This window comes from Pantoea sp. BS_8 (assembly GCF_041954965.1).
Classification (GTDB): Bacteria; Pseudomonadota; Gammaproteobacteria; order Enterobacterales; family Enterobacteriaceae; genus Pantoea; species Pantoea stewartii.
Genome location: NZ_JAVAXU010000001.1, coordinates 332854 through 358006, shown reverse-complemented (window position 1 = coordinate 358006; position 25153 = coordinate 332854). Strand labels below are relative to the sequence as shown.

Genomic DNA, 25153 nt, shown 5'->3' with positions numbered 1-25153 from the left:
GGCTTAACGCCCGGCCCATATGACGCAGTTTGCTGGCGAAAGCGGAAGTGAATGGGTTATTCCCCACCTCCGCTGATTCTCCCTGACCTCCCACGCCGTCATTCAGAGGGATACATCTGAGCCGTTACGCGGCGTCTGATTTACCGGGTGTCATACCTTAAAGGTTTCTACCATCGTGCGCAGGGCATGCGCCTGCTCAGAAAGCGACTGTGAGGCGGAGGAGGATTCCTCCACCAGCGCCGCGTTGTTTTGCGTCACACCGTCCATCTGGCTGACGGCGATACTTACCTGCGAGATGCCCTGCATCTGTTCAGATGATGCCAGGGAAAGCTCGTCCATGGATTCAGCCAGTTCGCCGACCATGCCGACGATTTTCAGGATGCTTTGACCGGTTGAGGAGGCCACCGTGACGCCGCTCTCCACCTGCGTAACGGCCTGCTCGATCAGCGTTTTAATGTCTTTTGCGGCCGTGGCGCTGCGCTGTGCGAGCGTTCTGACTTCACCCGCCACCACGGCGAACCCGCGTCCGTCCTCGCCTGCCCGCGCCGCTTCGACAGCGGCGTTCAGGGCAAGGATGTTGGTCTGGAACGCGATGCTCTCAATGACGGAGGTGATGTCACGCACTTTGGTGGCGCTGACGGAAATGTCGTGCATCGTGTCTGACATACGCTTCACATCCGTTTCGCCGCTGCGGGCCAGCTGCGCGGTCTCACGGGCGGACTCGGCTGTCTGCCGGGCACCCGCCGCGTTACTTTTCACAGTGGCGGAAAGCTGCTCCATGCTGGCCGCGGTTTCCTGCAGCGCCGCGGCCTGTTGCTCGGTGCGGGATGACAGTTCCGTATTGCCTTGTGAAATCTCATCGGCGGCCAGCGCAACGGAGGCGGACGAATCCTTGATTTTTGACACCAGGCCACGCAGGTTCGCCTGCATCCCATCCAGTGAGGCCAGCAGGCTGGTTGTGTCATTGCGGCGCAGCACGACCGGTCCCGTCAGGTCTCCGGCGGCGATGGCGGCGGCGAGCGCCTGAGCCTGAGCTGGTTCGCCACCCAGCTGGCGCATCAGGCTGCGGCTGACAATCATGCAGCCCGCTACGGCAGTCAGCACTGACAGCAGGGTCAGCACGATCAGCATTGCTCTTGTACGGGAAACGGTCTCGCTGGTCTCGCCAACCGTAAGAACGGTCTGCGCCTTCTGAATCTCTGTCAGTTGGTTGAGCAGTTTCAGAAGCTTTTGCTGAGCCGGTCGCGCAGTCTTCATCAGGTAGACAGTCGCGTCCTGCTGACGGTTTTCCAGCCCCATTTTGGCCGCCGTCATCAGGGTTTGCATGGCGTCATCTTCAGCTGCCAGTATTTCATCCAGCACGGTTTTACCCTGTGCACTGACGCTGTGTGTCATACTTTCAACCAGTTGCTCCCGCTCGTGGATATATTTTTCCCGCTGTGTCGTCATACGGTCCCATTCGGGCCTGGATTCCTTCTCATCCGTCAGCAACGCCAGATTGCGTGCGGCGATGGCCATATCGCGGATATCACCACGCATATCCAGAACGATCGCAAACCGTTTCATTTTGTTGTTTATCGCGTCATTCATGCCGCGCTGTGCATCGGTCAGCGCATGTAACGCAGTGCCCGTACAGATAATTAAAAGCAGAACAAGTAAACCAAAGCCTGTAGCAAGACGCGTCGAAACCTTCATTATATTTTCCCGAATGTTATGTCACTGTCAGGTTCTATCGGCCGCAGACGCGTCAACTGCACAGACTTTACAAAATAAATTGAACACAACTTAATTGACGTCGATATGATTGCCGTCACGTTCAGTTTGGCCTCGGTTTAAAGCATCCATGACGTGTCCGTGATATCTTGTGTTTCCGGCTTCCTGACGTCTGTCGCATCACACGATTCAACGAACGCTTGCCGGCTTCCCCCTTATCTGGAGCCCCGGCATGAAAGAGAATAATGACGCCAGCGCGAGTAAAGACACCCAACCTCAGTGTCTGGAGGAGTTTCTCTGCTTTGCGCTTTACTCGGCCTCGCTGGCTATGACAAAGCTTTATCAGCCTCACCTGAAACCGCTGGGGCTGACCTATCCACAGTATCTGGCGCTGCTGGTCTTGTGGGAAAAGGATGGCATCACGGTCTCTGAGGTAGGTCAGCGCGTGCAACTGGACTCCGGCACGCTCAGCCATCTCCTCAAGCGACTTGAGCAGGCAGGCTTTATCAGTCGCCTGCGCGATACCGGTCATGATGAACGCAGAGTGATTATTCGCCTGACTGAAGCAGGCCGTGAACTTGAAAGGCGGGCCACAGGCGTACCTGCAGCGATGATTTGTGAAATGGGCATCCCGTTTGAAACCCTGGCCAGCCTGCGCGACGGGATAAGACAGGTTCAGGAAAAAATTATCCAGGCATTGCCGGAACAGCGGAACCCTGACGCCTGATGTTTTGTCATTATCTCAGACGGGATGACAGGCTGGGGCTGGCGGCAGAGTACCCCATCTTATTCACTGAAGCACAATGGCACTGATTATGGCCAACCGGACAGACCGGTTTTAATTTGAGAGCAACTTGCTGACCGATTCCGTTTGAAAGTTTAAGAGGGACGATAATGAAAAACGTTGTACTTAGCATGCTGGCTAAAATATCGCATATCGACGCAGGGATGAAGCAGTTAACAGCCCGTGTTGAGGCGCAGTCTCTGCTCATCAGCGCACTTGTGCTGGCGGTGAGTAAAGAAGGCGGCGTGACTGAAATGATTGAAAGTGCTAACAAAGCCATTAACACCGTCATCGACTCTGCTGAATGCGATGATCTGCTGAAGTCTGACGCCGCGCTCCTGCTCAGTGAATTTCAGAGCCTGCTCACCATTTCGAGGGCTGTCGATGGCGCGGATGACGAAATTAATCATGAAGGAATGACTAAACTTAAAGGATTATCCCCCTCTGTGGAATAAGCCGGCTTGGTTAAGCGCCAGGCCACACCTTACCGCCCGTCATCCTTTATCCAACGGGCCAGCAACCGGACGTTATTTACGTTGCGTGGCCCAGCTGACCGTATTTAAAGGTGGAGAGCCAGCTTTTTAGTGCCTGCGGAAGCAAGGGATGAGAAATGTAAAAACCCTGTGCCTGATCGCATCCCCATGAAGCGAGCATATCCAGAGCCTCTGGTATTTCAACGCCTTCAGCCACAACAACATAGTTCAGAGATTTCAGCATACCTATCACGCTCGATGCGATAATGCGGCTTGCTTCATTCGAGGTCAAATCGGCTATCAGCGCCCTGTCAAGCTTGATAACGTCCACCGGCATCCTGCGCAGATAACCAATATTACTGTAACCGGCACCAAAATCGTCCAGCGAAAGACGATATCCTCGTTGTCTTAACTGCGCCATCATTGCCAGGGCGGCAGGATTTTCCGTGGCCAGCTCCGTTTCAAGACATTCGAACTCCAGCAGAGCGGGTGGCAGTTGGGCCTGCGCCATCTTCGCGTCAAGGTGGTCAATAAAGCCACTTCGTGCAAGGTCGCTGACACTGACGTTAACGGATACCGGCAGACCGATGCCCTCGGATAACCAGACGCGCAGCTGACGGATCACCTCCGTAATCACCCAGTCAGTGATATCGCTCATCAGGCTGGTTAACTGCGCTGCGGGCAGAAATTCGGCGGGCGAAAGCTCGCCCCGCTCGGGATGACACCAGCGTATCAGCGCCTCAAATCCCGTCGGTTGCACATCAGATAAGGAAAGCCGGGGCTGATAAACCAGATACAGCCCGCCTGTACCGGTTTTAAGGGCTGCCGACAGATCGTTCATCAACATGAAATCGCCATTGCGCCTGCTGTCACTCACCTCACTAAACGAACGAGCGCCACCATTGATGCTGATGGCTTCGTGAAGTGCGCTGACCGCGCGCCGCAGGGCTTCCTGGGCCGGTAGCGCCGCTGGCGTAAAGCAGACATCGCCCGCGTACAATGTCAGGTCCATAGCAAGACCTTCGGGCGCGAGAGGCCGCACGTCGCGCATTGCTTCAAGAACAGCATCGGCCGAAAACGGCTCATCTGAGCGGGACAGGAAGGCAAAGCGCCCAGTGGCTACCGTGTAAAAAATTTTTTCAGGCCCCAGCGCCAGCTTGTTTTGCAACAGACGCCCGCTGTCCCGCAGGAGCGCTTCCACTGGCGGCATGCCCAGTGCCCGGGCCAGTTCATAGGCTCGGGGCATATCAATGCAGTCGATAACGGTGAGCCTGAGGACGTCGGAATGCCCCGCCTCAGACAGTTGATCCAGATGGCGGATGAGTTGCTGACGGTTAGGCAAGCCTGTTACCGCATCCGTTAATCCCGCGACCTGCCAGGCCTTCAGAAAGACCGTCACCATCGCGGCAAGTCGGCTGAGCAACCTGACCTTTTCAGCCGGAAAGGCGTGTGGCTGACTGTCTGTGACGCATAGCGTCCCCATAACCTTTCCTTGCGCGTTGATCAACGGCACGCCCGCGTAGAAGCGGAGGTAAGGCTCCCCCGTGACAAGCGGATTCGTGGCGAAACGTGCGTCCAGTAAGGTATCTGGCACAATGACCGGAATCGCGCTCTCCACGACGAAGCGGCAGAATGCATCCTTGCGATCAGTCTGACACAGCGTCGTGTTGTACTTTGCGCGAAACGTCTGATGCTGCTCATCAAGAACGGATATAAAGCTGGTCGGTATGCCCAGCAACGTGCTGGTCAGGGCGGCGAAGTGGTTGAGTACCTCATCACGCTCCTGATCGGGCAATCGCAGAATGTCTGCGGAGCGTGGCGAAGACTGCGCTCCGTGACGAATGTTTATCAACATGGCGTATCCTTTCCCTGAAAGGCAAAAGTTAAAAAAGCAAGGCGCTGCACTGAAGGACATCCCTGTGCTCAGAAAGCAGGATAATGCTGAATGATAAAACGGCTAAAGCGGATTCGTTACTCAGTTTCAACCGTATGCGTAAACTCCCTGACCGCCCCTTCCACGCGTTCCGAGTTTTTCTTAATGATGGCGATGACCTCGCCAGCCTCGCGCATCAGTATGACGCCCTGCTCCGTATTTTTCTGGTTGAGTTCCATACCTTTCAGCACTTCCCGGGCCAGCTGATTATTATTTGATACCACCTGTTCTATTTCTTCTGTGGCCCCGCTGACGCTTGCCGCCAGCGCGCGCACTTCGGCGGCCACAACCGCAAAGCTCCTGCCGGACGCCCCTGCTCTGGCAGCTTCAATCGCGGCGTTAAGGGCAATAAGCCGTGTTTGTGTCGCAAACCGTCTGATGGTCTCTACCATGCCGTCAATGCTTCCTGACTGGCTGTTGAGGCGCGCGATGTCAGCGGAGATCGCGTTCATGTCCTGCGCGATCCGGTCCACAACTTCAATACTACTCTCAATTACATTCGCCCCATTCTGCGCATTTCCCAGCGTCTGTACAGCCATTTCCCAGGCCTGTACGGCGGCATCGTGCTCTTTTTGGTTATTCAAAACCTGTTCGGTCACATCCGTGGCAAACTTGACGATTTTATATAATTCGCCATTGCTGTTAAAAACAGGATTATACGTCGCGCGCAGCCAGAGTGGCTTCCCGTGATGATTGAGTCTGGGAAACTGCCCCGAAAAAAATTCGCCCTGATTAAGCCTTTTCCAGAACTGCCGGTATTCGTCGCTTGCAGAAAGCTGTTCTGAACAGAACATCCGATGGTGTTGACCCACAACCTGCTCACGTTTGTAACCGGTCGTTTTCAGGAAATTGTCATTAGCATCCAGGACACGACCGTCAGGACTGAACTCAATCACAGCCATTGACCGGTTGATGGCGTTGATCACAGATTCCTGTTCCAGCCCTGCCTCTATGCGTTCTGAGATGTCCGCCGCTATCTTAATGATTTTGCACACCCTGCCACGGCGGTTCCTGACCGGGATATAACTGGCTTCCAGCCAGACAGGACGGTTTCCTTTAGCCAGCCGCAGATGTTTACCACTGCGAACGTCACCGGCGGCAAGGCGCTGCCAGAAATGGCGGTATTCAGGTGAATCCGTCAGGGAAGACGGGCAGAACATGCTGTGATGTTGCCCAATTATTTCGTGCGCCTCGTAGCCCATTGCGGTCAGGAAAAGCGGGCTGGCTTTCTGAATCGTTCCGTCAGGACTGAATTCAATAACCGGCATCGCGCTGTTAAGCGCCCTGAACGGCGCCGATCTACGCCCGCTGCGAAGATCGTTAAGAAAGGAAAAGACATTTTTTAATACATTAAAGCGCATAACCACGACCGTAATCTGAGTTGACTAATCTGGTTATCGGCTGTTAAGACCCTGGCATTATGTATTGTTGTGATAGTTTCCGTTGATTATTACCGGGTGAAATTAATTCACTAATAAAAAATAAATTTTTTGTATGACCTTCAACAGGATGCGTAAACGACTCCGCTGCAAAAGGCATGCTGCTGCGCAAACTGCGTCATGCAGGCAACCTCGGCAGCCTGACTGACCGCTCGGGCCTGCTCGTCTGAGGATAATGACGGGACACGGCAGTAAGACCGCTGTAAGAACAATCCCCTATTTGCTCAGCGCCCAGGCGGCTGGAACCGGCTTTCCTCCCGCCCGCACTGGCCCGACCGATCCCCGCACCACCATCCAGCTGTCGAATGCCGGTAACGCGCCGGCGGGCTGCTGCCGGATATGGCAGATTAACCGGCGTGCGGCTTCGCGGCCCATCTCATAAACCGGCTGGGCCACGACCGTAAGCGCGGGCGTCATCAGTTCGGTCCAGGGAAAATCATCGTACATAACAAACGAAATATCCTCGGGCACATGCAACCCACGTCTGGCCAGTCCACGTAGAATTCCCATTGCAATCAAATTGTCGGACGCAATCAGCGCACTGGGCGGTTCGGGAAGCGAGAGAAGCTCCGTCAGAATCTGTTCGATGCACGCTTCGTTAAGGGCATTCAGGCGCACCAGATTCGGGTCGAGTGCCATACCGGCATCGTGGTGGGCATCAATCATCCCTTTCACCCGCTGCGCCACCGGCGTGGGTCCTAAGCTCATCGCGTGAGTGTAAGGCGCGGCAATGCGCATACTGGAAAGGTATGCGATACGGTGATGACCGGCGTTAAGCAACAGCTGCGTCGCATCCCTCGCCACGTTAAGAAAGTCAGCCTGAATGGTTTCCACGTCCAGCCCTTCGACGGAACGGTCAAAGGTCATCAGCGCGCGGCCTTCCGTCAGCACCTGTTTAAGATGGTCGTTATCACACGCCAGCGAGCTGCAGGGGGCCACGATGATGCCATCAACGCGCTTGTCCAGCATGACGCGCACGGCTTCCCGTTCCTCTTCCACGGTTTCATCGCTGTTGCTGAGCAGCAAATGAAACCCCGCCTGGCGCGCCACATCCGCCATGCCACGCAGCGCAAGGCCGAAATGCGGGTTTTCAATATCGCCCACGATCACGCCAATCGTGTTCGAACGCCCGGTATTCATGCTGCGCGCCAGCTCATTGGGCCGGTAACCCAGGGTTTCTGCCGCCTGGGTGACGCGGATTTGTACCTCTTCACTTACGGCGCCATAGCCGCCCAACGCTCTGGCCGCCTGGGCTTTTGACACGCCCGCCTGACGTGCCACATCGGCCACAGTGGGTCCGCGTACTTGCTGTTTTTTGCTGGTCATAATTATTTTGAATCACAAGTTGATAACATCGTAATTGACGCTGCTGAAAGCGTGTGCTTAATATCATTGTATCCACTTGAGACCGGTCTCACAACAACTACCGGTTTCATTTTGACCCGCATTGAGACCGGTCTCAATCAGACAGTACTGGCTCAGTGACCTTCGACGTTTCACCTGCAAAATGGAAGAGCTTTATGACATCGCATAAACGTTTAACCAAAATAACCGCCGTTGTCTTCGGCCTCGCGGTAATGCTCTCAACCAGCGTCAGTGCACGGGCAGCCAGCGACAACAATCCCTATGGGCTGATTGAACCGGGCCATCTGCGTGTCGCCAGCCTGGGTGACGCGAAACCCTATACCTTTACGGACAAAGACGGAAATTTCACCGGCTTTGACGTCGAATTTTTCAAAAATGTCGCCCATCGCATGGGCATTGATAAGGTGGATTTTGTCGGACAGGATTTTTCCGCCATCCTGCCCGCCGTCGCCAACGGACAATATGATGCAGGCGTGGCCGCGATCGGAATCACACCGGCCCGTGAAAAAACCGTTGATTTCTCCACGGGCTATCTGGCGGGTTACCTGACGGTGCTCACCCGCAGCGATTCCGGCGTGAAAAACGTGGCAACGCTGGCGCACAAGCGACTGGGCGTCATTCAGGGCACGCTGCAGGAAAGCTATGCGCTGGCCAACTTCAAACAGACCGATCTGGTGCGCTTTCCCGATAACAACGCGGCCGTTTCCGCGCTGAACAACGGCACTATTGATGCCATGTTCCTCGATTACGAAGCCGCCAAAGATTATGCCACCCGCTTCAAACTGGTGACGGCAGCCAACATCCCCTCTTTCGACGCCCCGGCGGGCGTGGCGATAGCGAAAAACAAACCGGCCTTTAAAGCGGCGCTGGACAAAGCCATCAAAGCGGCGATGCAGGATGGGACGTGGAAACAGCTTTATGAGAAGTGGTTTCCGGGCTCGCCTATGCCTGAACAGTATCTGCCTCAGCACAATTAGTCCCCGCGCAACCGGTGTGCGAGTGAATACATTCGGTGACGGGCGTTGTCCGTCACCCGCAACAGAGAATCGGCTATGGATCTGATCACTATTCTTTCCCGTACCTTCTTTGATTTTTCTGCAATGAAGGACGTCCTGCCGCAGCTGCTGGCAACGGGCCTGGTCAACACGTTGATCATCTCGTTGGCCGCCACGCTGCTGGGCACCTTTTTCGGCCTGATTCTGGCGCTGATGGGGATTTCGCCTTCGCGCTGGCTGCGTGTACCGGCCCGGCTGTATACCGATCTGTTTCGCGGCCTGCCCTCTATCCTGACCATTTTGCTGATTGGTCAGGGGCTGGCGCGCTTCAGCTATCAGCTGTTTGGCCCCTCACCTTATCCGCTGGGCATTTTTGCCCTGAGTCTGATTGCCAGCGCCTATATGGGCGAAATCTTTCGCTCAGGGATCCAGAGCATTGAGCAAGGCCAGATGGAAGCCTGCCGGGCGCTGGGCATGAGCTATGGTCGGGCGATGCGGCTGGTGATCATTCCTCAGGGCATCCGCCGCGTCTTGCCTGCCATCGTGAATCAGTTCATCGCGATTATTAAAGACTCTTCGCTGGTTTATCTGCTGGGGCTGATGTCCAGCCAGCGCGAACTGTTCCGGGTTGGCCAGGATGCCGCGGTGCTGAGCGGCAATCTGTCACCGCTGATGCTGGCGGGGCTGTTCTACCTGATGATTACCGTGCCCTTAACCCATGCGGTGAACCATATTGACGTCCGTTACCGCACCGGACGCCGCCGGGCAACGGCGCCGCAGAGCGGACTGAAAGAAATTGATGAGGTGGCGGTAAAACGCGCCGTCACGCCCACGGCCTCCCTGACCAGCGAACGAGGACACTGAGATGGCAACGTCCACTGCATTTCACGGCGCAAGCCTGGAGCTGCGTAATCTGACCCTGGCGTACGGCCCGATTGAGGTGCTGCGCAATGTGTCACTGACCATCGCGCCCGGCACCACTACCTGCATCATCGGCCCTTCCGGATCGGGAAAATCGACCCTGCTGCGCGGTATCAATCGCCTGCATGAACCCAAAAGCGGCGACGTTTTGCTGGCCGGGCGTTCGGTACTGAAGGACAAACCCGATGCGCTGCGGTTGCGCATTGGCATGGTCTTTCAGCACTTCAATCTGTTCCCCGATCACAGTGCGCTGGAAAACGTCGCGCTGGCCCCCTGGAAAGTCAAAGGCCGCTCGAAAACGGAGGCAGAGACAATTGCCCGGCAACGTCTGGCTGAGGTCGGCTTAGCACAGCGCGCCGACCATCGTCCGCGCGATCTCTCCGGCGGGCAGCAACAACGTGTCGCGATCGCCCGGGCGCTGGCGATGGAGCCCGAGGTGATGCTGTTTGACGAGGCCACGTCGGCGCTCGATCCCGAACTGGTGAAAGGCGTGCTGACGCTGATGGCCGAACTCTGTGAGCGCGGCATGACGATGGTGGTGGTCACGCATGAGATGGGATTTGCCCGCCGCGTGGCCGACCAGGTGGTGTTTATGGATGAGGGCGAGATTGTCGAAGCAGGGCCACCCGATCAGTTATTTGAACGTCCACAGTCTGCCCGTTTACAACGTTTTTTATCGGAGGTGCTCTGATGGCACAGCATAAGGTGACAGGTCCCATCCGCACGGCGCTAGTGGGATTTGGCATTGCCGGCAAGGTCTTTCATGCCCCACTGATTTCACACGATGCCGCTTACCGTCTTGAGGTGATCGTGACCGGTAATGCGCAACGCGTCGCCGCGGCAAAAACGCATTATCCCCAGGCGCGAATTGTGCCGGACTGGCCGTCACTGCTGCAGTTGATCGACAACGGCGACATCGCGGTGGATCTTATTGTGCTGGCGACGCCGCCCGCTCAGCACCGTGAGCAGGCTGTCCAGGCCAGCCTGCGCGGTATTCATCTGGTGGTGGATAAACCTTTTGCGCCTGACGTCAACGCGGCGGAAGCGATGATTGACGCCGCCCGAGAGGCTGGCACCCTGTTAACGGTCTTTCACAATCGCCGCTGGGACGGCGATTTTCTGACGCTGCAACGTCTGGTGCAGGACGAGGCATTTGGCACCGTCAGAAGCTTTGAGTCGCGCTTTGAGTGGTGGCGACCTGACGGATTTGGTAACTGGCGCGACAGCGTTTCGCTTGCGCAAGGGGGCGGCCTGCTGCTGGATCTGGGCAGCCACCTGATCGATCAGGCGATACAGCTGTTTGGTCCGGTGCAGGAGGCCAGCGCCGAGCTGGCACGCTATTCCGGCAGTCAGTCCGACAGCGATGAGGATTGCTTCGTTTCTTTACTGCATACCTGTGGCGTGCGTTCGCGGCTGTGGATGAATGGCCAGGCCGCGCTTAATGCTCCCCGCTTCCATCTGCTGGGCAGCCAGCGAGCTTTTACGCACTGGGGCCTGGATAACCAGGAGCCGCAGCTGGCCGCGGGCATGTCCCCGACTGACAGCGCCTACGGCGTAACGCCGCCTGAACGCGCAGCCCGACTGGGCACCGTGGAGCAAAGTGAGGCGGTGGCGCTGCAGCGCGGCAATTACCCTGAATTTTATCACCGTCTTGCCCGTGCTCTGGTACACGGCGGTCCGCCGCCAGTGGACGCCAGCGAGGCGCTGGGCGTGCTGAAACTTATTGAGCAACTCCATCGGCAAAGTCGCGTACGCCTTGCCTGAATGGGGTATTTTCTGACAGAAGGAATCCATGATGACTGACAACTCTGTGGCCAAAACCGTTGTTGTACTGGGTGGCGGCATTTTAGGCGTTTCCACGGCATGCCATCTGGCACAGGCTGGCGCGAAAGTGACGCTGGTCACCGAAGCCGAACTCTGTTCTGGCGCATCAGGACGTTCACTTTCCTGGCTTAACTCTGCCGGGGAGCGTTCCGCGCCTTACCATGCGCTGAGAATGGCGGGCATTGACCGTTACCGCACCCTGTTTGCCCGCCATCCCGATCTCAGCTGGCTGCGCTTTGACGGCGCGCTGTTCTGGGCGGCGGATGACGAGGCGGGCACCAAAGCGCGTCATGATTATGAAAACGCCCTTGGCTATGCTTCCCGGCTGGTTAATCCGCGCACGGTGCATGAGGTGGATCCGCAGGTTAACCCCAGCGCGCTGGCCAGCGTCGCTATTGCCAACCCTGGTGAGGGCTGGGTAAGCCTGCCGCATCTGGCCGCAAAACTGGTTGAGGATTTCAAAGCCGCAGGCGGCGAAGTGATTGAACAGGCAGGCAAAGCCAGTGTGCTGACCGCAGGAGGGCGGGCCACAGGCATTCGCAGCGCGAAACGGGGCGACATCATGGCCGATCGGGTGCTTGTCGCCTGTGGTCCCTGGACGCCCGATGTCGTTGCGCCGCTTGGTGTGCGCATTCCCAACGGGTCGCCGGTGTCCATGCTGGTTACCACTACCGCACAGGAACGCGATCTTAACGTGGTATTAAATACGCCCCGCGCGGCGATACGTCCCAACCCTGGCCGTACGCTGGCGGTCGATCATGACTGGTATGAAGAGGATATCGTTGCGCATGCTGATGGTCAGTACAGCATCGATCATGCCGTTATTCGCCAGTTAATGGCGGATGCGGGTCACCTGCTTGGCGACGGCGCACCACTGGAAGCAGACAGCTGGAAAATTGGCCTGAAACCCGTGCCGGGGGATGGCGAGCCGGTTGTCGGGGAGCTGAAAAAAGTCCCCGGTTGCTTTGTGGCCTTTACCCATTCGGGCGCAACGCTGGCACTGATTCTGGGCGAATTGCTGACGGAGGAGATCCTCAACGATGTCCGGCATCCCATGCTCGCGACCTTCCGGCCAGAACGATTTAACTAAGCCCACCCCCCGCGCCGTCGCCCGACGGCGCGGGAACCGTCTGCGACATGGTTATACGCTGGGGCATCTTCGCCCCCTTTTTCCCCGCCACCTGACGCGACTTTCAGCGTCACCGCCCCCTTCAGACTCCGTGACGACCGGTATAACGTTGTTCCCCGTGTGACACCGTCACGACGCGCTGGATTCGGAGCAATCTGAACGGGTCACGTGGCGCGCGCTGTGCGTAGCGGTACGCCGGGCGAGTCCTGTTTGCCCTGCCCGTTGACCGCCAGCACGGTTAAGCATGCTTTGTTCTGTCATCTACACTTAGCCATTCATTCCCGGCAACCCTGAGCGGTTTGCCCATGCAAAGGACGACTTTATGACTGAACAATCGACAACAAATCACGCCTGGCTTTTGGCTTCACGCCCCAAGGGTGAACCAACGGAAGACAACTTCCGTTATGTTGCGCAGCCGACACCTGAAATCAAAGATGGCGAGATCTTACTGCGTACGATTTATCTGTCACTCGACCCTTATATGCGCGGACGTATGGATGAAGGGAAATCTTACGCGCCACCGGCAGAGCTGGATAAGCCGATGGTTGGCGGCACGGTTTGTCAGGTCGCCGAATCCAAAAACAGTGAATTTAAAGCGGGTGACTGGGTGCTTTGCCAGAGCGGCTGGCAGGAATATGCCGTGTCTGATGGTAAAGACGTTGCCCGTCTGAATAGCGACCTCCCGCATCCCTCCTGGGCGCTGGGAATTCTCGGCATGCCCGGATTTACGGCCTATATGGGATTAATGGATATCGGTCAGCCGAAAGAAGGCGAAACCCTGGTTGTCGCGGCGGCAACCGGCCCGGTGGGCGCGACCGTGGGCCAGTTAGGAAAAATGAAAGGCTGCCGCGTGGTAGGTGTCGCGGGTGGTGAAGAAAAATGCCGTCATGCGGTGGAAAATCTGGGCTTTGATGCCTGTATCGATCACCACAGCCAGGACTTTGAAGAGCAGCTCAAAAATGCCTGCCCGGATGGCATTGATATCTATTTTGAAAACGTGGGCGGTAAGGTGTTCGATGCGGTCTTCCCGCTGCTGAACCCGGCGGCGCGGGTGCCGGTTTGCGGACTGGTTTCTGCCTACAGCCAAAAAGAGCTGCCGCCAGGCCCTGACCGTACCTCACGCATCATGGCCGGTATTCTGACCCGGCGCATTCGCATGCAGGGCTTTATCATTTTCCAGGATTACGGCCACCGCTATCCTGAGTTTTTGAAAGCCATGACGCCGCTGGTAGAGAGTAAGAAGATCCACTATCGCGAGCACATGATTGACGGTCTGGAAAATGCGCCTAAGGCATTTATTGATATGCTGAACGGTAAAAACTTCGGTAAGACTGTGGTGAAAGTAGCCTCGTAATCCCACGCATCACGTAATAATGCAACGTCACTGACGTTGCATTTTTTTTATTTTTAGCGGATGGGCTGCGAAACATGCGTAGCGGCTGCATCATTGGCCTTCGCGACGGCCAGCGCCAGCGCCTCACCGTCTGCCAGCGCCTGACACAATACGCCCATGAAACAGTCACCCGCGCCATGCGTACTGACCAGCGTCACCTTTCGGGCTGGCAACGTTTGCGTATTCCCGGCTTCGCTGAACGCCACACCGTGTTCACCGGCGGTCACCACTACGCACGGAAAGCGAGCAGCCAGTTGGGTTGCCGCCTGCTGTGCCGACGACAGATCGGTGACCACAATGCCACTCATGTCTCGCGCTTCAACCGCATTGACCACCAGCACATCAATGCTGCGTTCAAATTCAGCAGAGAGCGGGCGCGCCGGTGCCGCATTGATGCAGACCGGAATATGCTGCTGCCGTGCTGCCTGCGCCGCCGCCAGATTCACCGCTTCCGGCACCTCATTTTGCAGTACCAGCATCGAAACGCCCTGCCAGAAATCTGCCTGCGCAAACGGCAGGCAGGAAATATGCTGGTTGGCATTGGAGACGACCACTGCGCCGTAATCCCCTTCCGCATCGGTAATCGCCACGCTCATACCAGAGGGCATGTCGTTAAGCACCGCAACGTGTTGTGTTTCTACACCCGCCTGTTGCAGGCGATTCAGTAAGAACCGGCCCTGTTCATCCGCGCCTACGGCCCCGATAAAACACACCGCCGCGCCCGCACTGGCCGCTGCGATTGCCTGGTTGCCGCCTTTGCCACCAAACTTATAGCGGCACGCGGTACCCATGACCGTTTCGCCTTTTTCAGGGCGATGGTGGGCATCCAGCATAATGTCGTAATGAAGACTGCCGGTGACTGCAATTTTGCTCATGCTCAGAATTCCCGCAGATCCTGAACCGCATGCTGGGTTTTCATCAGGTTTTTCTCCGCCCGCTTCAAATCCTTTTTCGCGATAGCCACAAAAAGCGCATCCAGTATATTCAGTTGGGCGATTCGTGACGCGGCGTTTTCCCCTAACAGATGCGATCCCTGAGAAGTTGAATTAAGAACCACATGCGCATGACGCGCAATAGGCGACTCCGCGTAATTAGTAATGACAATCACTCTGGCGCCGTTGCGACCGGCTAATTTCACCGGATCGTTCACGGCACGCGTTGCGCCTGAGTGACTAATGGCAATCACCACATCGTCATCAGATAATACGGCGGCAGACATTAGCATAATATGGGCATCATCATAGGCGCTGGATTTAATCCCTATTTTTAGCATCTTGTGGGATAAATCACGGGCGACCGTTGCCGAACCGCCGACAGCATAAAGATCAATATGACGTGCTTTAAAAATAATATCTGCCGCGCGATTAAATTCGGACACATCTAAAACCGACAGGGTTTCTTCAATAGCCTGAATAGACGTGCGGAAAACTTTTGCCAGTAATTGTTCCGAAGAATCATCAGGCTCAATTTCTGCATGCAAACCGGCCACTTCAGACGCGTTATAATAAATTAAACTGCTCCTGAAATTTCTGAATCCCGTGAAGTTAAGCTTTTTTGTTATCTTCACTATCATCGCTTCCGATACACCGTTCTCCTGCGCAATCTCTTTTAATGAGGTTTGTTCAGTGATGTCGGTTCGGGCCGTGATCGCCTCAACCACGCGCCGTTCTAACGGGGTCAGTTGGGGTAATCGCATACGAATTTGAGCGCCAATGGCTCGCGGATCTTGCTTCATTACTTGCCTCGGGTCGCTCGGTCAATCAACATCGCTATGATAATAATAAGACCGGTAGCGAGCAATTGATAAAACGCCTGAATATTAAGCAGTGTCAATCCATTACGCAGCGCCCCCAGAATAATGACGCCGATCAGGGTGCCAAAAATACTGCCTTTCCCTCCCATCAGTGACGCCCCGCCGATGGCGGCGGCGGCAATCGCATCCAGCTCCCACAGATTGCCAATGGTGGGTTCCGCCGCGCCCAGGCGACCAATCAGAATCAACGAGGCCAGTGACGCCAGCATGCCGGAGATCACGTACACCGTCACCTTGGTGCGCTTCACCGGCACACCCGCTACCCGGGCAGCCTCTTCATTACCGCCAATCGCCAGAATGTATTCGCCCAGCGGCGTCTTATTCATAACGACCCATAAGCACAAAGCAATGACCGCCACCACCACGATGGGCGTGGGCACGCCAAATAGCGTGCTGCTAATCAGGCTACGGAACGACATCGGAATGCCAAAGACCGGATTGCCACCGGTATAAATCAGGGCAACGGCGCGAAACAGCGACAGACCGCCCAGCGTCACAATAAACGGTTGTAGCCCGGCATAAGCAATCAGTGAACCGCTAAACATGCCGCTAATGACCCCGATGCCCAGCGTCGCCATGATTGCCAGGGGGACCGGTACGCCAGAAACCATCAGCGTAGCCCCTAATACGGCGGACAGCGCCGCCGTGGGCCCGACCGATAAGTCAATGCCGCCCGAAATGATTACCAGGGTCATGCCCAGCGCAATTAAGGCATTTATTGACGACTGCTGCATAATATTCAGCAGATTGGGAACGGTTAAAAAGACCGGTGACAAAAATGAGAATGTCACCACAATAATGACCAAACCGATTAAGGTTCCGGCATCGCGCAGGTTGAATTTAAGCAGCGACGAAGAACGCCCTGGCTGCTGCATATTAGTTTGCGTTGTCATGTTTATCGCCTTTATCTTTAAAGGTGTTCGATCAGGCCATTTCTGTTTCTTTAATGGCAAAGCGGGCTATATTCTCTTCGGTAATCGCATCACCGGTTAATGTCTGGGTAATCTTCCCTTCCCGCATGACCAGAACACGATCGCAAATACGAATAATTTCTGTCATCTCTGACGAGACAACAATAATCGCTTTACCTGCCTGTGCCAGGCGCTCAATAAGATTGTAAATTTCGGACTTGGCACCAATATCAATTCCCCGGGTTGGCTCATCAAATAAGAAAACTTTGGTATCAGCTGCTACCCAGCGACCAATAATCACTTTCTGTTGATTACCGCCGCTAAGCGTGCCGATGGTTTTTTCGATATCCAGCGGGCGAAGTTTCAGGTCGCTCATCACATCGTGCGCCACGCGATTTAACCGGAGTTTATTGATTACCCCGGCCAGGGTGAACTGGCGCATAGACGACAGCGCCATATTCATCTTCACGGCGCGCGCTTTGATGATGCCCTCTTTTTTACGATCTTCCGGTACCAGGCCGATGCCTGCCCGGATCGCCGCGCTGATATTGTGGTTGGGGACCAACCGGCCATTGACCTGCACCGTGCCGCTGGTGCGCCTGTCAATACCGGCGATCAGTTTGAGAAGTTCGGTACGTCCTGCACCCACCAGTCCTGCAATGCCCAACACTTCCCCGGCGTTGACGCTAAAATTTGCAGGCGATATGACGTTGCTCCGTCCCAGGTTCTCTACCCGTAATACTTCCTGCGACGTCACGAAGGCATTGTGGTCGAGCTTTTCGATCTTGCGGCCCACCATTTTGGCCACAATGCTCTCTTCAGTTTCATCACAGATATTAACGACCCCGACCTGTTTGCCATCACGCATGATGGTTGCCCGGTCGCACACGCTGAAGATCTCGTTCATCTTATGTGACACGTAGATCAGTGAAACGCCCAGAGACTTCAGGTCGGCAATCAGTTCAGCCAGACGGTCAAACTCTTGCGGTGTCAGGCTGGACGTCGGCTCATCCATGGCGATGATTTTTGCGTCATCCAGTAAGGCACGCGCAATTTCCACCACCTGCTGTTGCGAAACCTTTAGCGCCTTAATCGGCATATCAGGATCGATCGTCGGATCCAGGCGCTTCAGGATTAACGTGGCACGCGCTAACTGTGCCGCTTTATCGACCCACAACCCCTTCGCTTTGGTTAACGGGCGGCCCAGAAACATGTTCTGCGCAACGGAGAGTTCGGGAACATGCTGCAGCTCCTGATGGATCATCGCAATGCCTGCATGACGCGCACTGAGCGGGTTTTTCATGTGTACCGTCTGGCCGTTCACGCTGATTTCACCGCTGTCCGCATCGCGCACGCCGGAAAGAATGTTTAACAGGGTGGATTTTCCCGCACCATTCTCGCCAATCAGGGCATGCACTTCACCCGGCTTCACAAAAAAGTCGACATTTTGTAAAGCTGCAGCGCTGCCGTAGGTTTTGCTGATGCCGCGCATCATTAAGCGATACTGTTCCATACACTCTCCGCCTGGCTTACTGCTGCGCTAACAGCTGACGCAGCTTATCCATGTCTTTGGTAGAAAAGGCATCGGCATTCTCTTTGGTGATGAGCGCCTGCGGTGTTGAGACGACACGTGAAATTTTCTGGCCGTCGATGAGACGCAGCATCACATCCATCGCCACTTCGCCAGTCAGCATCGGGAAGCTGTCTACTGTGCCGGTCAACTCACCGCGCTTGATCGAGGCATAGGCATCTGAAATACCGTCAGTCCCAAATACCGCAACCTGTTTTGCCTTGTCCATTGCGCGCACCGCTTCCACCACGCCAAGGGCCATGGTGTCATTGTTGGCGTAGAAACCAATCAGATCGGGATGCTGTTGCAGAATGGTGCTGGCCGCATTGTAAGCCTGCTCACGGCTCCAGTTCGCTGGCACGCTGGCCACCACATTGAACTTGCCGTTCGCTTTCAGCGTTTCTTTAAAACCACTGGTGCGCTGGCCAGCCGCGTAAACGCCAGGTTGCCCTTCAATGACCGCAACCTTGCCGCCCTGGGGATGGTGCTCAATAAACCACTTCGCCACCCGAACCCCGTTGTCTTTCTGGACGTTGCCAACGTAGTGTTCCGCGTTTGGCATGACGGCATCGTTGACGTTCACGACCGGAATTTTTTTGCTGTTGGCGCTTTCCAGTGCGGGTTCGAGGTTGATATCGGTTTGAGGTGAAACCAACAGGCCGTTAAACCCTTGAGAGATTAGCGTTTCGGCAATCGAGAGTTGTCCCAGCTGGTCGTCTTCATTTGCCGCGGCCTGATAAGCCACGGTGATACCATATTTTTTGGCCGCGTTCTGGTAGCCTTCACCAAGTAAACGCCAGTATTCGTTGGTCAGCGTTTTGGATACGCCGCCAATTTTCAGCGACTTATCGACCTTGGGCATCGCACCGTATTGACTGTCAAGCTGTGACCAGTCAGTACGGTCCGTTTCGGTATCGGATTTGAGGGGTGCCAGATCGGCTGCGTAAACGCTGGAACCGAGCAGCAACGAGGCCAGCACAGCGAGGAGACGTTTTTTCATATTGTTAGCCTTCTAATTATGCATTTGTAAGGTACATCTGGATGGTTTCACACCGACGCGATGACTAACGCGCCAGCATAATGTCGTTGACGATCTGCTGCGACGCCACGGCATCCTGATGACGGATAGCCTCGGCCAGCGCCGCGTTATCATTAAATTGCTCGCACAGTTTCAGGAGGCGTTTCACGGTGGCGATGTTGGTTTCGGCTTCACGCACTGGATCCAGCCCGCTGGCGTCCGGGAACGTGTCGAAGTAATATGCGCCCTGATAGCCATCGCGCTGCATCTGCCACAGGAATTCCAGCGTGGCACGCGGATTCACCGCTCCGACCATTAACCCGTCATCACGTTTACCCCAGCCATCATTCAGATCCAGCCCCAGCAGCCGGGAGCGGCGTGCGACCATGGCGGCAGCCCAGGCCGGAATTTCATTGGCGAACAGGACGTGAGCGAAATCCAGGGTGATCCCCAGGTTCGGGCAGCCCGCTTCTTCCACCGCCAGCAGGCAGGTTGTGACGTTAGGAAAGATGCTGTAGGCGCGGGGTTCGTTAGGTTTGTACTCAATACTCACGTCGACATCCGGGGCATATTCTGCAATTTCGCGCACTGCGCTGACCGCGTCTTCCCAGATTTTTTTGTAATTGACCTGAAAACAGTAATCAAAGCCATCCTGCCCCATCCACAACGTCATCAGTGTTGAGCCGAATTCCCGTCCGGCATCAATGCCGCGCTTGGTGAGCTCGATAGCTTCGCGACGAATGTTGGCATCAGGATGGGTAAAGGCGCCAATCTTGAACTGCGGTGCATCCCAACGCATCTGCATGCCGTTCACTGCCAGTCCCGCGTCCTCAATGGCCTGACGCAGCGTTTTGATATCTGCCGTAAGGTGTTGGGGATAGTTGAGATCCAGGTGGGTCAGGCCATTAACGGTACCCGCACGCGCCACCATTTGCATAACGGAGGGCTTCCCCTGTAACGCTGGCCAGTAGCGATGTGCCCCCGATGCAAACGAGTTAAGACGTGTGGCAAATTTTAAATCAGACATGTGGCGCAATCCTTCATCACAGGGTTGTAATGTACTTTTCTTTTTCACACTTAATTGTGAAGTTATAAGATAATTTACGCCTTGCCGCGCCACACGCAAGCACCAAAACAGACAGGATCGTTGAAATGCGATAACCGTCACGGATAGCTCGTCAGTGGAAAGCCGGGTTCAGAGTGCGAAAAGTCCCAACGGGATGGGCCTGGCGCGATAAAGGTCACGTGTGTGTGAGAGAAAACGGCTATTGGGATGCAATCTGCCGTTGCGCTTCTGCGTTTTACGCTACGCTTATTCCATGCAATACCCGTATAAACATGGAGACTAATTGAATGAGTCACGATGCGCGTAAACCCACCACCACAGATGCAGGCATTCCGGTTGCCAGCGATGAACACTCTTTGTCGGTAGGACCGGACGGCCCACTGGTACTGCACGATCACTATCTGATTGAGCAGATGGCGAATTTTAACCGTGAACGTATTCCTGAACGGCAGCCACATGCAAAAGGGAGCGGCGCCTTTGGCTTTTTTGAGGTGACTGAAGATGTCAGTCGCTACACCAAAGCCAACGTTTTTCAGCCCGGCACGAAAACGGATGTGCTGATGCGCTTCTCAACCGTAGCCGGTGAGCGCGGCAGCCCGGATACCTGGCGCGATCCACGCGGTTTTTCCATCAAGTTTTATACCCGCGAAGGCAATTACGACCTGGTGGGCAACAATACGCCGGTGTTTTTTATTCGCGACCCGATGAAGTTTCAGCATTTTATTCGCTCGCAAAAACGCCGTGCGGACAACAATCTGCGTGACAACGATATGCAGTGGGATTTCTGGACGCTGTCACCGGAATCGTCGCACCAGGTCACGTGGCTGATGGGCGATCGCGGTATTCCCAAAAGCTGGCGTCATATGAACGGCTACTCCAGTCACACCTATATGTGGGTAAACGCACAGGGCGAGAAGTTCTGGGTGAAATACCACTTCCATACCGATCAGGGCATTGAAAACCTGACGCAGCAGGAAGCCGATAAGCTGGCAGGTGAGGACGGCGATTACCATACGCGCGATCTGTTCATGTCCATTAAAAACGGCCACTTTCCGAGCTGGACGCTCTATATGCAGATCATGCCCTTTGCGGAGGCAGATGAATACCGCTACAACCCGTTCGATCTCACCAAGGTCTGGCCGCACAGCGATTACCCGTTGATCAAGGTTGGAAAACTTACGCTGAACCGCAATCCTACCGACAATCATGCGCAGATTGAACAGGCTGCCTTTGAGCCTAACAATCTGGTGCCCGGTATTGGTCTGAGCCCGGATAAGATGCTGCTCGGGCGCGTCTTTGCCTATGCGGATGCCCACCGCGCCCGACTCGGGGTAAATTACAAGCAGATTCCGGTTAACGCCCCGCAGTCGCCGGTCAACAGCTACAGCAAAGACGGCGCGATGCGCATTAACCCGGTATCCGACCCGGTTTATGCGCCCAACAGCAAAGGCGGCCCGGTTGCCGATGGTGAACGTTATCCAACCGACTCGGTCTGGTCTGCCAGCGGCGATATGGTACGGGCACCCTATTCTCTGCGCCGTGACGACGACGACGTAGGCCAGGCGAATACGTTGATCAATAAGGTGATGGATGACGCCGCGCGTGACCGGCTGGTCAACAACGTTACGGGTCATCTGTTAAACGGCGTGGAAGAGCCAGTGCTGTCGCGGGCTTTTGCGTACTGGCGCAATATCGACAAAACCATTGGCGACCGCATCGCCACGGCCGTGCTGGACGCGCGGGCTAAACGCTAAACCGCCCTGCCAAACGGTGGCATCCGCCACCGTTTTATCCCCGTCGCATTCAGCCATGCTTTGCACAAAACTGCTCAATATCCTCTGACTGAAAATCGGCAAGGTTTGCCATGATCTTTTCCCGTGGCCAGTTCCACCAGGCGATGTGTTGTAAGCGCGTGGCAATCGCCGGATGGAAGCGAACCCGAATCGGTTTGGCGGGCACGCCACCGACCACGGTATAGGCTGCAACGTCTTTCGTCACCACCGCGCCCGCCGCCAGCACCGCCCCGTCGCCCACCGTGACGCCGGGCAATACGATCACGCCATGACCGATCCAGACGTCATTGCCAATGATCACTCTGTCTTCTCGCCGGGCGGTGAAAAAACCGTGGTCGCGCGTGGCGGTCGCGTCGTAATACTCCGGACAATAGGTAAAGCGGTGTTGTGACGCGCGATTCATCGGGTGATTCGGCGCGCCAATCCGGACCTGATTAGCGATCGCGGTGAAACGGCCAATCTCACTGTCGGCAATGCAACAATGTTCACCTACATAGGAGAAATCGCCCAGGGTGCTGTATTCCAGATAGCTGTGAGCCAGAATTTCACACTGCGCGCCAATCTGCGTTTCACGCATGCGTACGCTGGCATCGATTTCGGTTTGCTGAAGTTTGGCGGGTTTTACCGCGGCAAGTGACATGGAAATGCTCCCGGCTCTGGTCTGAGGTCTGGATAAGTGATGCCCGTAAGGCGCCTGACTGCCGCGCCACTGTAGCCGGATAACATGACAGACAATTGACAACGAAAAAGGCGGAGTGGTTAGCTCCGCCTTGGTCAAAGTTCCGGTTATTTTGCATGACCGGTCAGTTGCAAAAGGGCAACGATGATCTGCAAGATGACCCGGATAATCTCCAGAATCAGCTTAGTCAGTTCCATCACTTTCCTTCTCCTGCTTAGGGAGCGCGCTGTTCAGCAGCCAGGACTCTGACATTACCCGCCGACTGCCTGAGCACAACGTTGTGGAGAGGGCTGAGCGGCACTCATGGTTTAAGCCACAGGCCAGCACCACCTGGGACCTGCCGGGATTTACATAACCGTGCTCCCCTGGAAGCAATCAGTTAACCACGGTGCGATGCCCGACGCTCAACACATGTATAAATATACAGTATTTTGGCCAAACTTGAAGTCTTCGCTGTCACTCTTTACACTCAACCTGTGGAGAGTGCTGAGCACCTCGTTTGTCCTCCGGTTACCCGCCGCAGGACGAACAAAAGAAAAAAGGATTTGGCGTTATGCCAAATCCTTTTTTTATGCCTGCGCAGTCGCAATTACTTCGCTGAACTGACGCGCCAGATCGTATCACCTGCATCATCGGCGATAATTAACCCGCCCTGCTTATCGCTGGCCAGGCCCACCGGTAAGCCGTGCACTTCTTTTTCATCCTCAGTCAAAAAGCCGGACACCACGGTTTGCGGTTGCCCCACCGGTTTCCCGTTTTCGAATTTCACCCAGATGACCTTGTAGCCGTTCAGTGGCTTACGGTTCCAGCTCCCGTGTTCGCTGATAAAGGCACCGCCCCGGTACTGCGGCATATTCTCTGCACCATAGAACAACAGGCCCAGTGGGGCGACATGCGAGCTCAGAGCGTAATCAGGCTTGATGGCTGTTTTGACCAGATCCGGTCGCTGCGGCTGAGCGCGTACATCAACGTGTTGACCAAAATAGCTGTAGGGCCAGCCATAGAAGCCTTTCTCTTTAACAGACGTCAGGTAGTCGGGCACCAGATCCGAGCCAATTTCGTCACGCTCGTTGACGACCGCCCACAACTGCTTCGTCTGCGGCTCCCAGTCGAGCCCCGTCGGGTTACGCAAGCCGCTGGCATAAATGCGGCTGGCACCGCTGGCGGCATCGACCTCCAGCACGGCGGCACGGCGGTATTCCGCACCAATACCGTTTTCGGTGATGTTGCTGTTCGACCCGACGCCGACATACAGTTTGCTGCCATCAGGACTGGCTAACAGCGCTTTTGTCCAGTGGTGGTTAATGGGCCCGCCGGGTAATTCGGTCACCTCTTCCGGCGCGGTGCGAATCTCGGTTTGTCCTTCGCTGTAGGGAAATTTCACCAGACTGTCTGCATTTGCCACATACAGGGTATTCCCGACCAGTTGCATGCCAAACGGCGCGGTCAGATTCTCGATAAAGCGGTGTTGCTCCCACTTGCCATTCACATTACGCAACAGGGTGATGCGGTTACCGCCTTTGCCCCCTTTGCCTGAGGCATTTTTTACCAGACCCGTAATCAGCTCTTTCGGCTTGGTCGTGGGTTTGGGTGTGCCGTTGGATTCCGCGACCAAAATATCGTTGTTCGGCAGCACGTAGACCTGACGCGGATGCTGAAGCTTATCGGCAATCTTCTCTATCTTCAGCCCCTCGGCGACCTTGGGCATTTCGCCGTTCTTCCACGGAACACCTTTGGGCACCTGCATCGGCGGTACCATAAAATTTTTGGCTTCCGGCAGCTCAGGATTCGCACCAATCTGTTTTTCAGGCGCGACCGACGCACCGTTATCACACCCGGCTAACAGGGCCGTCAGCGCCAACGCTATCAGGGAATATTGTGGTATTTTCATTGGGGCTTCTCCTTAAGCGATGCGTTGACGAAGGGCAAGTTGCACATTCGCCAGCAGTAGCAGTATCACCACCAGCGTTGAGAGAATCACCGCCGTGGGCACCACGGCGTACGCATCACGGCTGTGAATAAAGGCGTTAGCGATAGCCAGCAGGATAGCCACCAGCGAGATCCAGAAATGGGTTTTCTCTGGCGCGCTGCTGCCGCGGAACAGATAAATAAGACTAATTACTCGTGGCAGAACAGCAATGACCAGACCTATTGCGATTAACCAACTGGCACTGACAGACCAGAAGATGACAGTCGTCTTCATATAGACGATATCGAACAGCCAGGCCGCTACAAAAAAGCCCACCGGTAGAGGTTCGAGGAGAGCGTAAAGCGTCACGGCGATGGCCGATCGTCCAGAGGTGTTGCGCATGATTTTCTCCATTTTCAATAGTT

At 55.6% G+C, this 25153-nt stretch carries 22 protein-coding genes; 9 read left to right on the top strand and 13 right to left on the bottom strand.

The features are described from left to right. Positions 1-150: 150 nt before the first annotated feature. Positions 151-1695: a methyl-accepting chemotaxis protein gene (locus tag RAC65_RS01645; RefSeq protein ID WP_033741404.1), complete on the bottom strand. Its 1545-nt coding sequence runs from the start codon at positions 1693-1695 to the stop codon at positions 151-153. Positions 1696-1945: 250 nt separating this feature from the next. Between RAC65_RS01645 and RAC65_RS01640 the strand changes: the two genes are divergently transcribed. Both RAC65_RS01640 and iraP read left to right on the top strand, forming a co-directional pair. Next, positions 1946-2440, top strand: a complete 495-nt coding sequence (locus RAC65_RS01640) for a MarR family winged helix-turn-helix transcriptional regulator (protein WP_039340401.1) — start codon at positions 1946-1948, stop codon at positions 2438-2440. Between the two features lie 167 nt (positions 2441-2607). Then, positions 2608-2952, top strand: a complete 345-nt coding sequence (iraP, locus tag RAC65_RS01635; RefSeq protein ID WP_033741400.1) for an anti-adapter protein IraP — start codon at positions 2608-2610, stop codon at positions 2950-2952. 76 nt (positions 2953-3028) lie between these two features. Here iraP and RAC65_RS01630 read toward each other — a convergent pair whose 3' ends face one another. From RAC65_RS01630 to RAC65_RS01620, 3 genes are all read right to left on the bottom strand, one after another. Further along, positions 3029-4825, bottom strand: a complete 1797-nt coding sequence (locus RAC65_RS01630; RefSeq protein ID WP_039340403.1) for an EAL domain-containing protein — start codon at positions 4823-4825, stop codon at positions 3029-3031. A 116-nt stretch (positions 4826-4941) separates the two neighbouring features. Beyond that, positions 4942-6264 carry a PAS domain-containing methyl-accepting chemotaxis protein gene (locus tag RAC65_RS01625; RefSeq protein WP_033741394.1) on the bottom strand — a complete coding sequence of 441 codons (1323 nt, stop codon included), beginning with the start codon at positions 6262-6264 and terminating at the stop codon, positions 4942-4944. Between the two features lie 294 nt (positions 6265-6558). Continuing rightward, entirely contained in the window at positions 6559-7668 is a 1110-nt protein-coding gene (locus RAC65_RS01620) for a LacI family DNA-binding transcriptional regulator (RefSeq protein WP_262959051.1), read from the bottom strand. A 194-nt stretch (positions 7669-7862) separates the two neighbouring features. Between RAC65_RS01620 and RAC65_RS01615 the strand changes: the two genes are divergently transcribed. The 6 genes from RAC65_RS01615 (at position 7863) to RAC65_RS01590 (ending at position 13930) form a co-directional block, all read left to right on the top strand. Beyond that, a complete protein-coding gene (locus RAC65_RS01615) occupies positions 7863-8684 on the top strand; it encodes an ABC transporter substrate-binding protein (RefSeq protein ID WP_039340405.1) in 822 nt (273 codons plus the stop codon). A gap of 75 nt (positions 8685-8759) precedes the next feature. Next, positions 8760-9566: an amino acid ABC transporter permease gene (locus tag RAC65_RS01610; RefSeq protein WP_033741390.1), complete on the top strand. Its 807-nt coding sequence runs from the start codon at positions 8760-8762 to the stop codon at positions 9564-9566. Between the two features lies 1 nt (position 9567). After that, complete coding sequence (locus RAC65_RS01605) at positions 9568-10314, top strand: amino acid ABC transporter ATP-binding protein (protein WP_039340407.1); 747 nt, start codon at positions 9568-9570, stop codon at positions 10312-10314. Next, positions 10314-11387 carry a Gfo/Idh/MocA family oxidoreductase gene (locus RAC65_RS01600; RefSeq protein WP_033741388.1) on the top strand — a complete coding sequence of 358 codons (1074 nt, stop codon included), beginning with the start codon at positions 10314-10316 and terminating at the stop codon, positions 11385-11387. Before RAC65_RS01605 ends, RAC65_RS01600 begins: the two co-directional genes overlap by 1 nt. 28 nt (positions 11388-11415) lie before the next feature. After that, entirely contained in the window at positions 11416-12537 is a 1122-nt protein-coding gene (locus RAC65_RS01595; RefSeq protein WP_375096280.1) for an NAD(P)/FAD-dependent oxidoreductase, read from the top strand. Positions 12538-12898: 361 nt separating this feature from the next. Continuing rightward, on the top strand, positions 12899-13930 hold the full coding sequence (locus RAC65_RS01590) for an NADP-dependent oxidoreductase (protein ID WP_033741384.1): 1032 nt from the start codon (positions 12899-12901) through the stop codon (positions 13928-13930). Positions 13931-13983: 53 nt separating this feature from the next. Here the strand turns inward: RAC65_RS01590 and RAC65_RS01585 are convergent, their stop codons facing one another. The 6 genes from RAC65_RS01585 to RAC65_RS01560 form a co-directional block, all read right to left on the bottom strand. After that, a complete protein-coding gene (locus RAC65_RS01585) occupies positions 13984-14844 on the bottom strand; it encodes a PfkB family carbohydrate kinase (RefSeq protein WP_058708172.1) in 861 nt (286 codons plus the stop codon). 2 nt (positions 14845-14846) lie between these two features. Beyond that, positions 14847-15704: a MurR/RpiR family transcriptional regulator gene (locus tag RAC65_RS01580; RefSeq protein WP_054633805.1), complete on the bottom strand. Its 858-nt coding sequence runs from the start codon at positions 15702-15704 to the stop codon at positions 14847-14849. Further along, entirely contained in the window at positions 15704-16675 is a 972-nt protein-coding gene (locus RAC65_RS01575; RefSeq protein ID WP_375096279.1) for an ABC transporter permease, read from the bottom strand. The genes RAC65_RS01580 and RAC65_RS01575 overlap by 1 nt, the downstream gene beginning before the upstream one ends. A gap of 31 nt (positions 16676-16706) precedes the next feature. Then, positions 16707-18206 carry a sugar ABC transporter ATP-binding protein gene (locus tag RAC65_RS01570; protein WP_054633807.1) on the bottom strand — a complete coding sequence of 500 codons (1500 nt, stop codon included), beginning with the start codon at positions 18204-18206 and terminating at the stop codon, positions 16707-16709. 16 nt (positions 18207-18222) lie between these two features. Then, a complete protein-coding gene (locus RAC65_RS01565) occupies positions 18223-19263 on the bottom strand; it encodes a substrate-binding domain-containing protein (RefSeq protein WP_054633808.1) in 1041 nt (346 codons plus the stop codon). A gap of 64 nt (positions 19264-19327) precedes the next feature. Beyond that, positions 19328-20308, bottom strand: a complete 981-nt coding sequence (locus tag RAC65_RS01560; protein ID WP_054633809.1) for a TIM barrel protein — start codon at positions 20306-20308, stop codon at positions 19328-19330. A 326-nt stretch (positions 20309-20634) separates the two neighbouring features. Here RAC65_RS01560 and RAC65_RS01555 point away from each other — a divergent pair, with 326 nt between their 5' ends. Further along, complete coding sequence (locus tag RAC65_RS01555) at positions 20635-22101, top strand: catalase (RefSeq protein WP_033741382.1); 1467 nt, start codon at positions 20635-20637, stop codon at positions 22099-22101. 49 nt (positions 22102-22150) lie between these two features. Here the strand turns inward: RAC65_RS01555 and RAC65_RS01550 are convergent, their stop codons facing one another. From RAC65_RS01550 to RAC65_RS01540, 3 genes are all read right to left on the bottom strand, one after another. Continuing rightward, positions 22151-22780 (bottom strand): DapH/DapD/GlmU-related protein, encoded by a 630-nt coding sequence (locus RAC65_RS01550; RefSeq protein WP_033741380.1) that lies wholly within the window; start codon positions 22778-22780, stop codon positions 22151-22153. Between the two features lie 628 nt (positions 22781-23408). Next, entirely contained in the window at positions 23409-24710 is a 1302-nt protein-coding gene (locus RAC65_RS01545; protein ID WP_054633811.1) for a sorbosone dehydrogenase family protein, read from the bottom strand. A 12-nt stretch (positions 24711-24722) separates the two neighbouring features. Next, complete coding sequence (locus RAC65_RS01540) at positions 24723-25130, bottom strand: DUF2231 domain-containing protein (RefSeq protein WP_006119106.1); 408 nt, start codon at positions 25128-25130, stop codon at positions 24723-24725. Between the last annotated feature and the right edge of the window lie 23 nt (positions 25131-25153).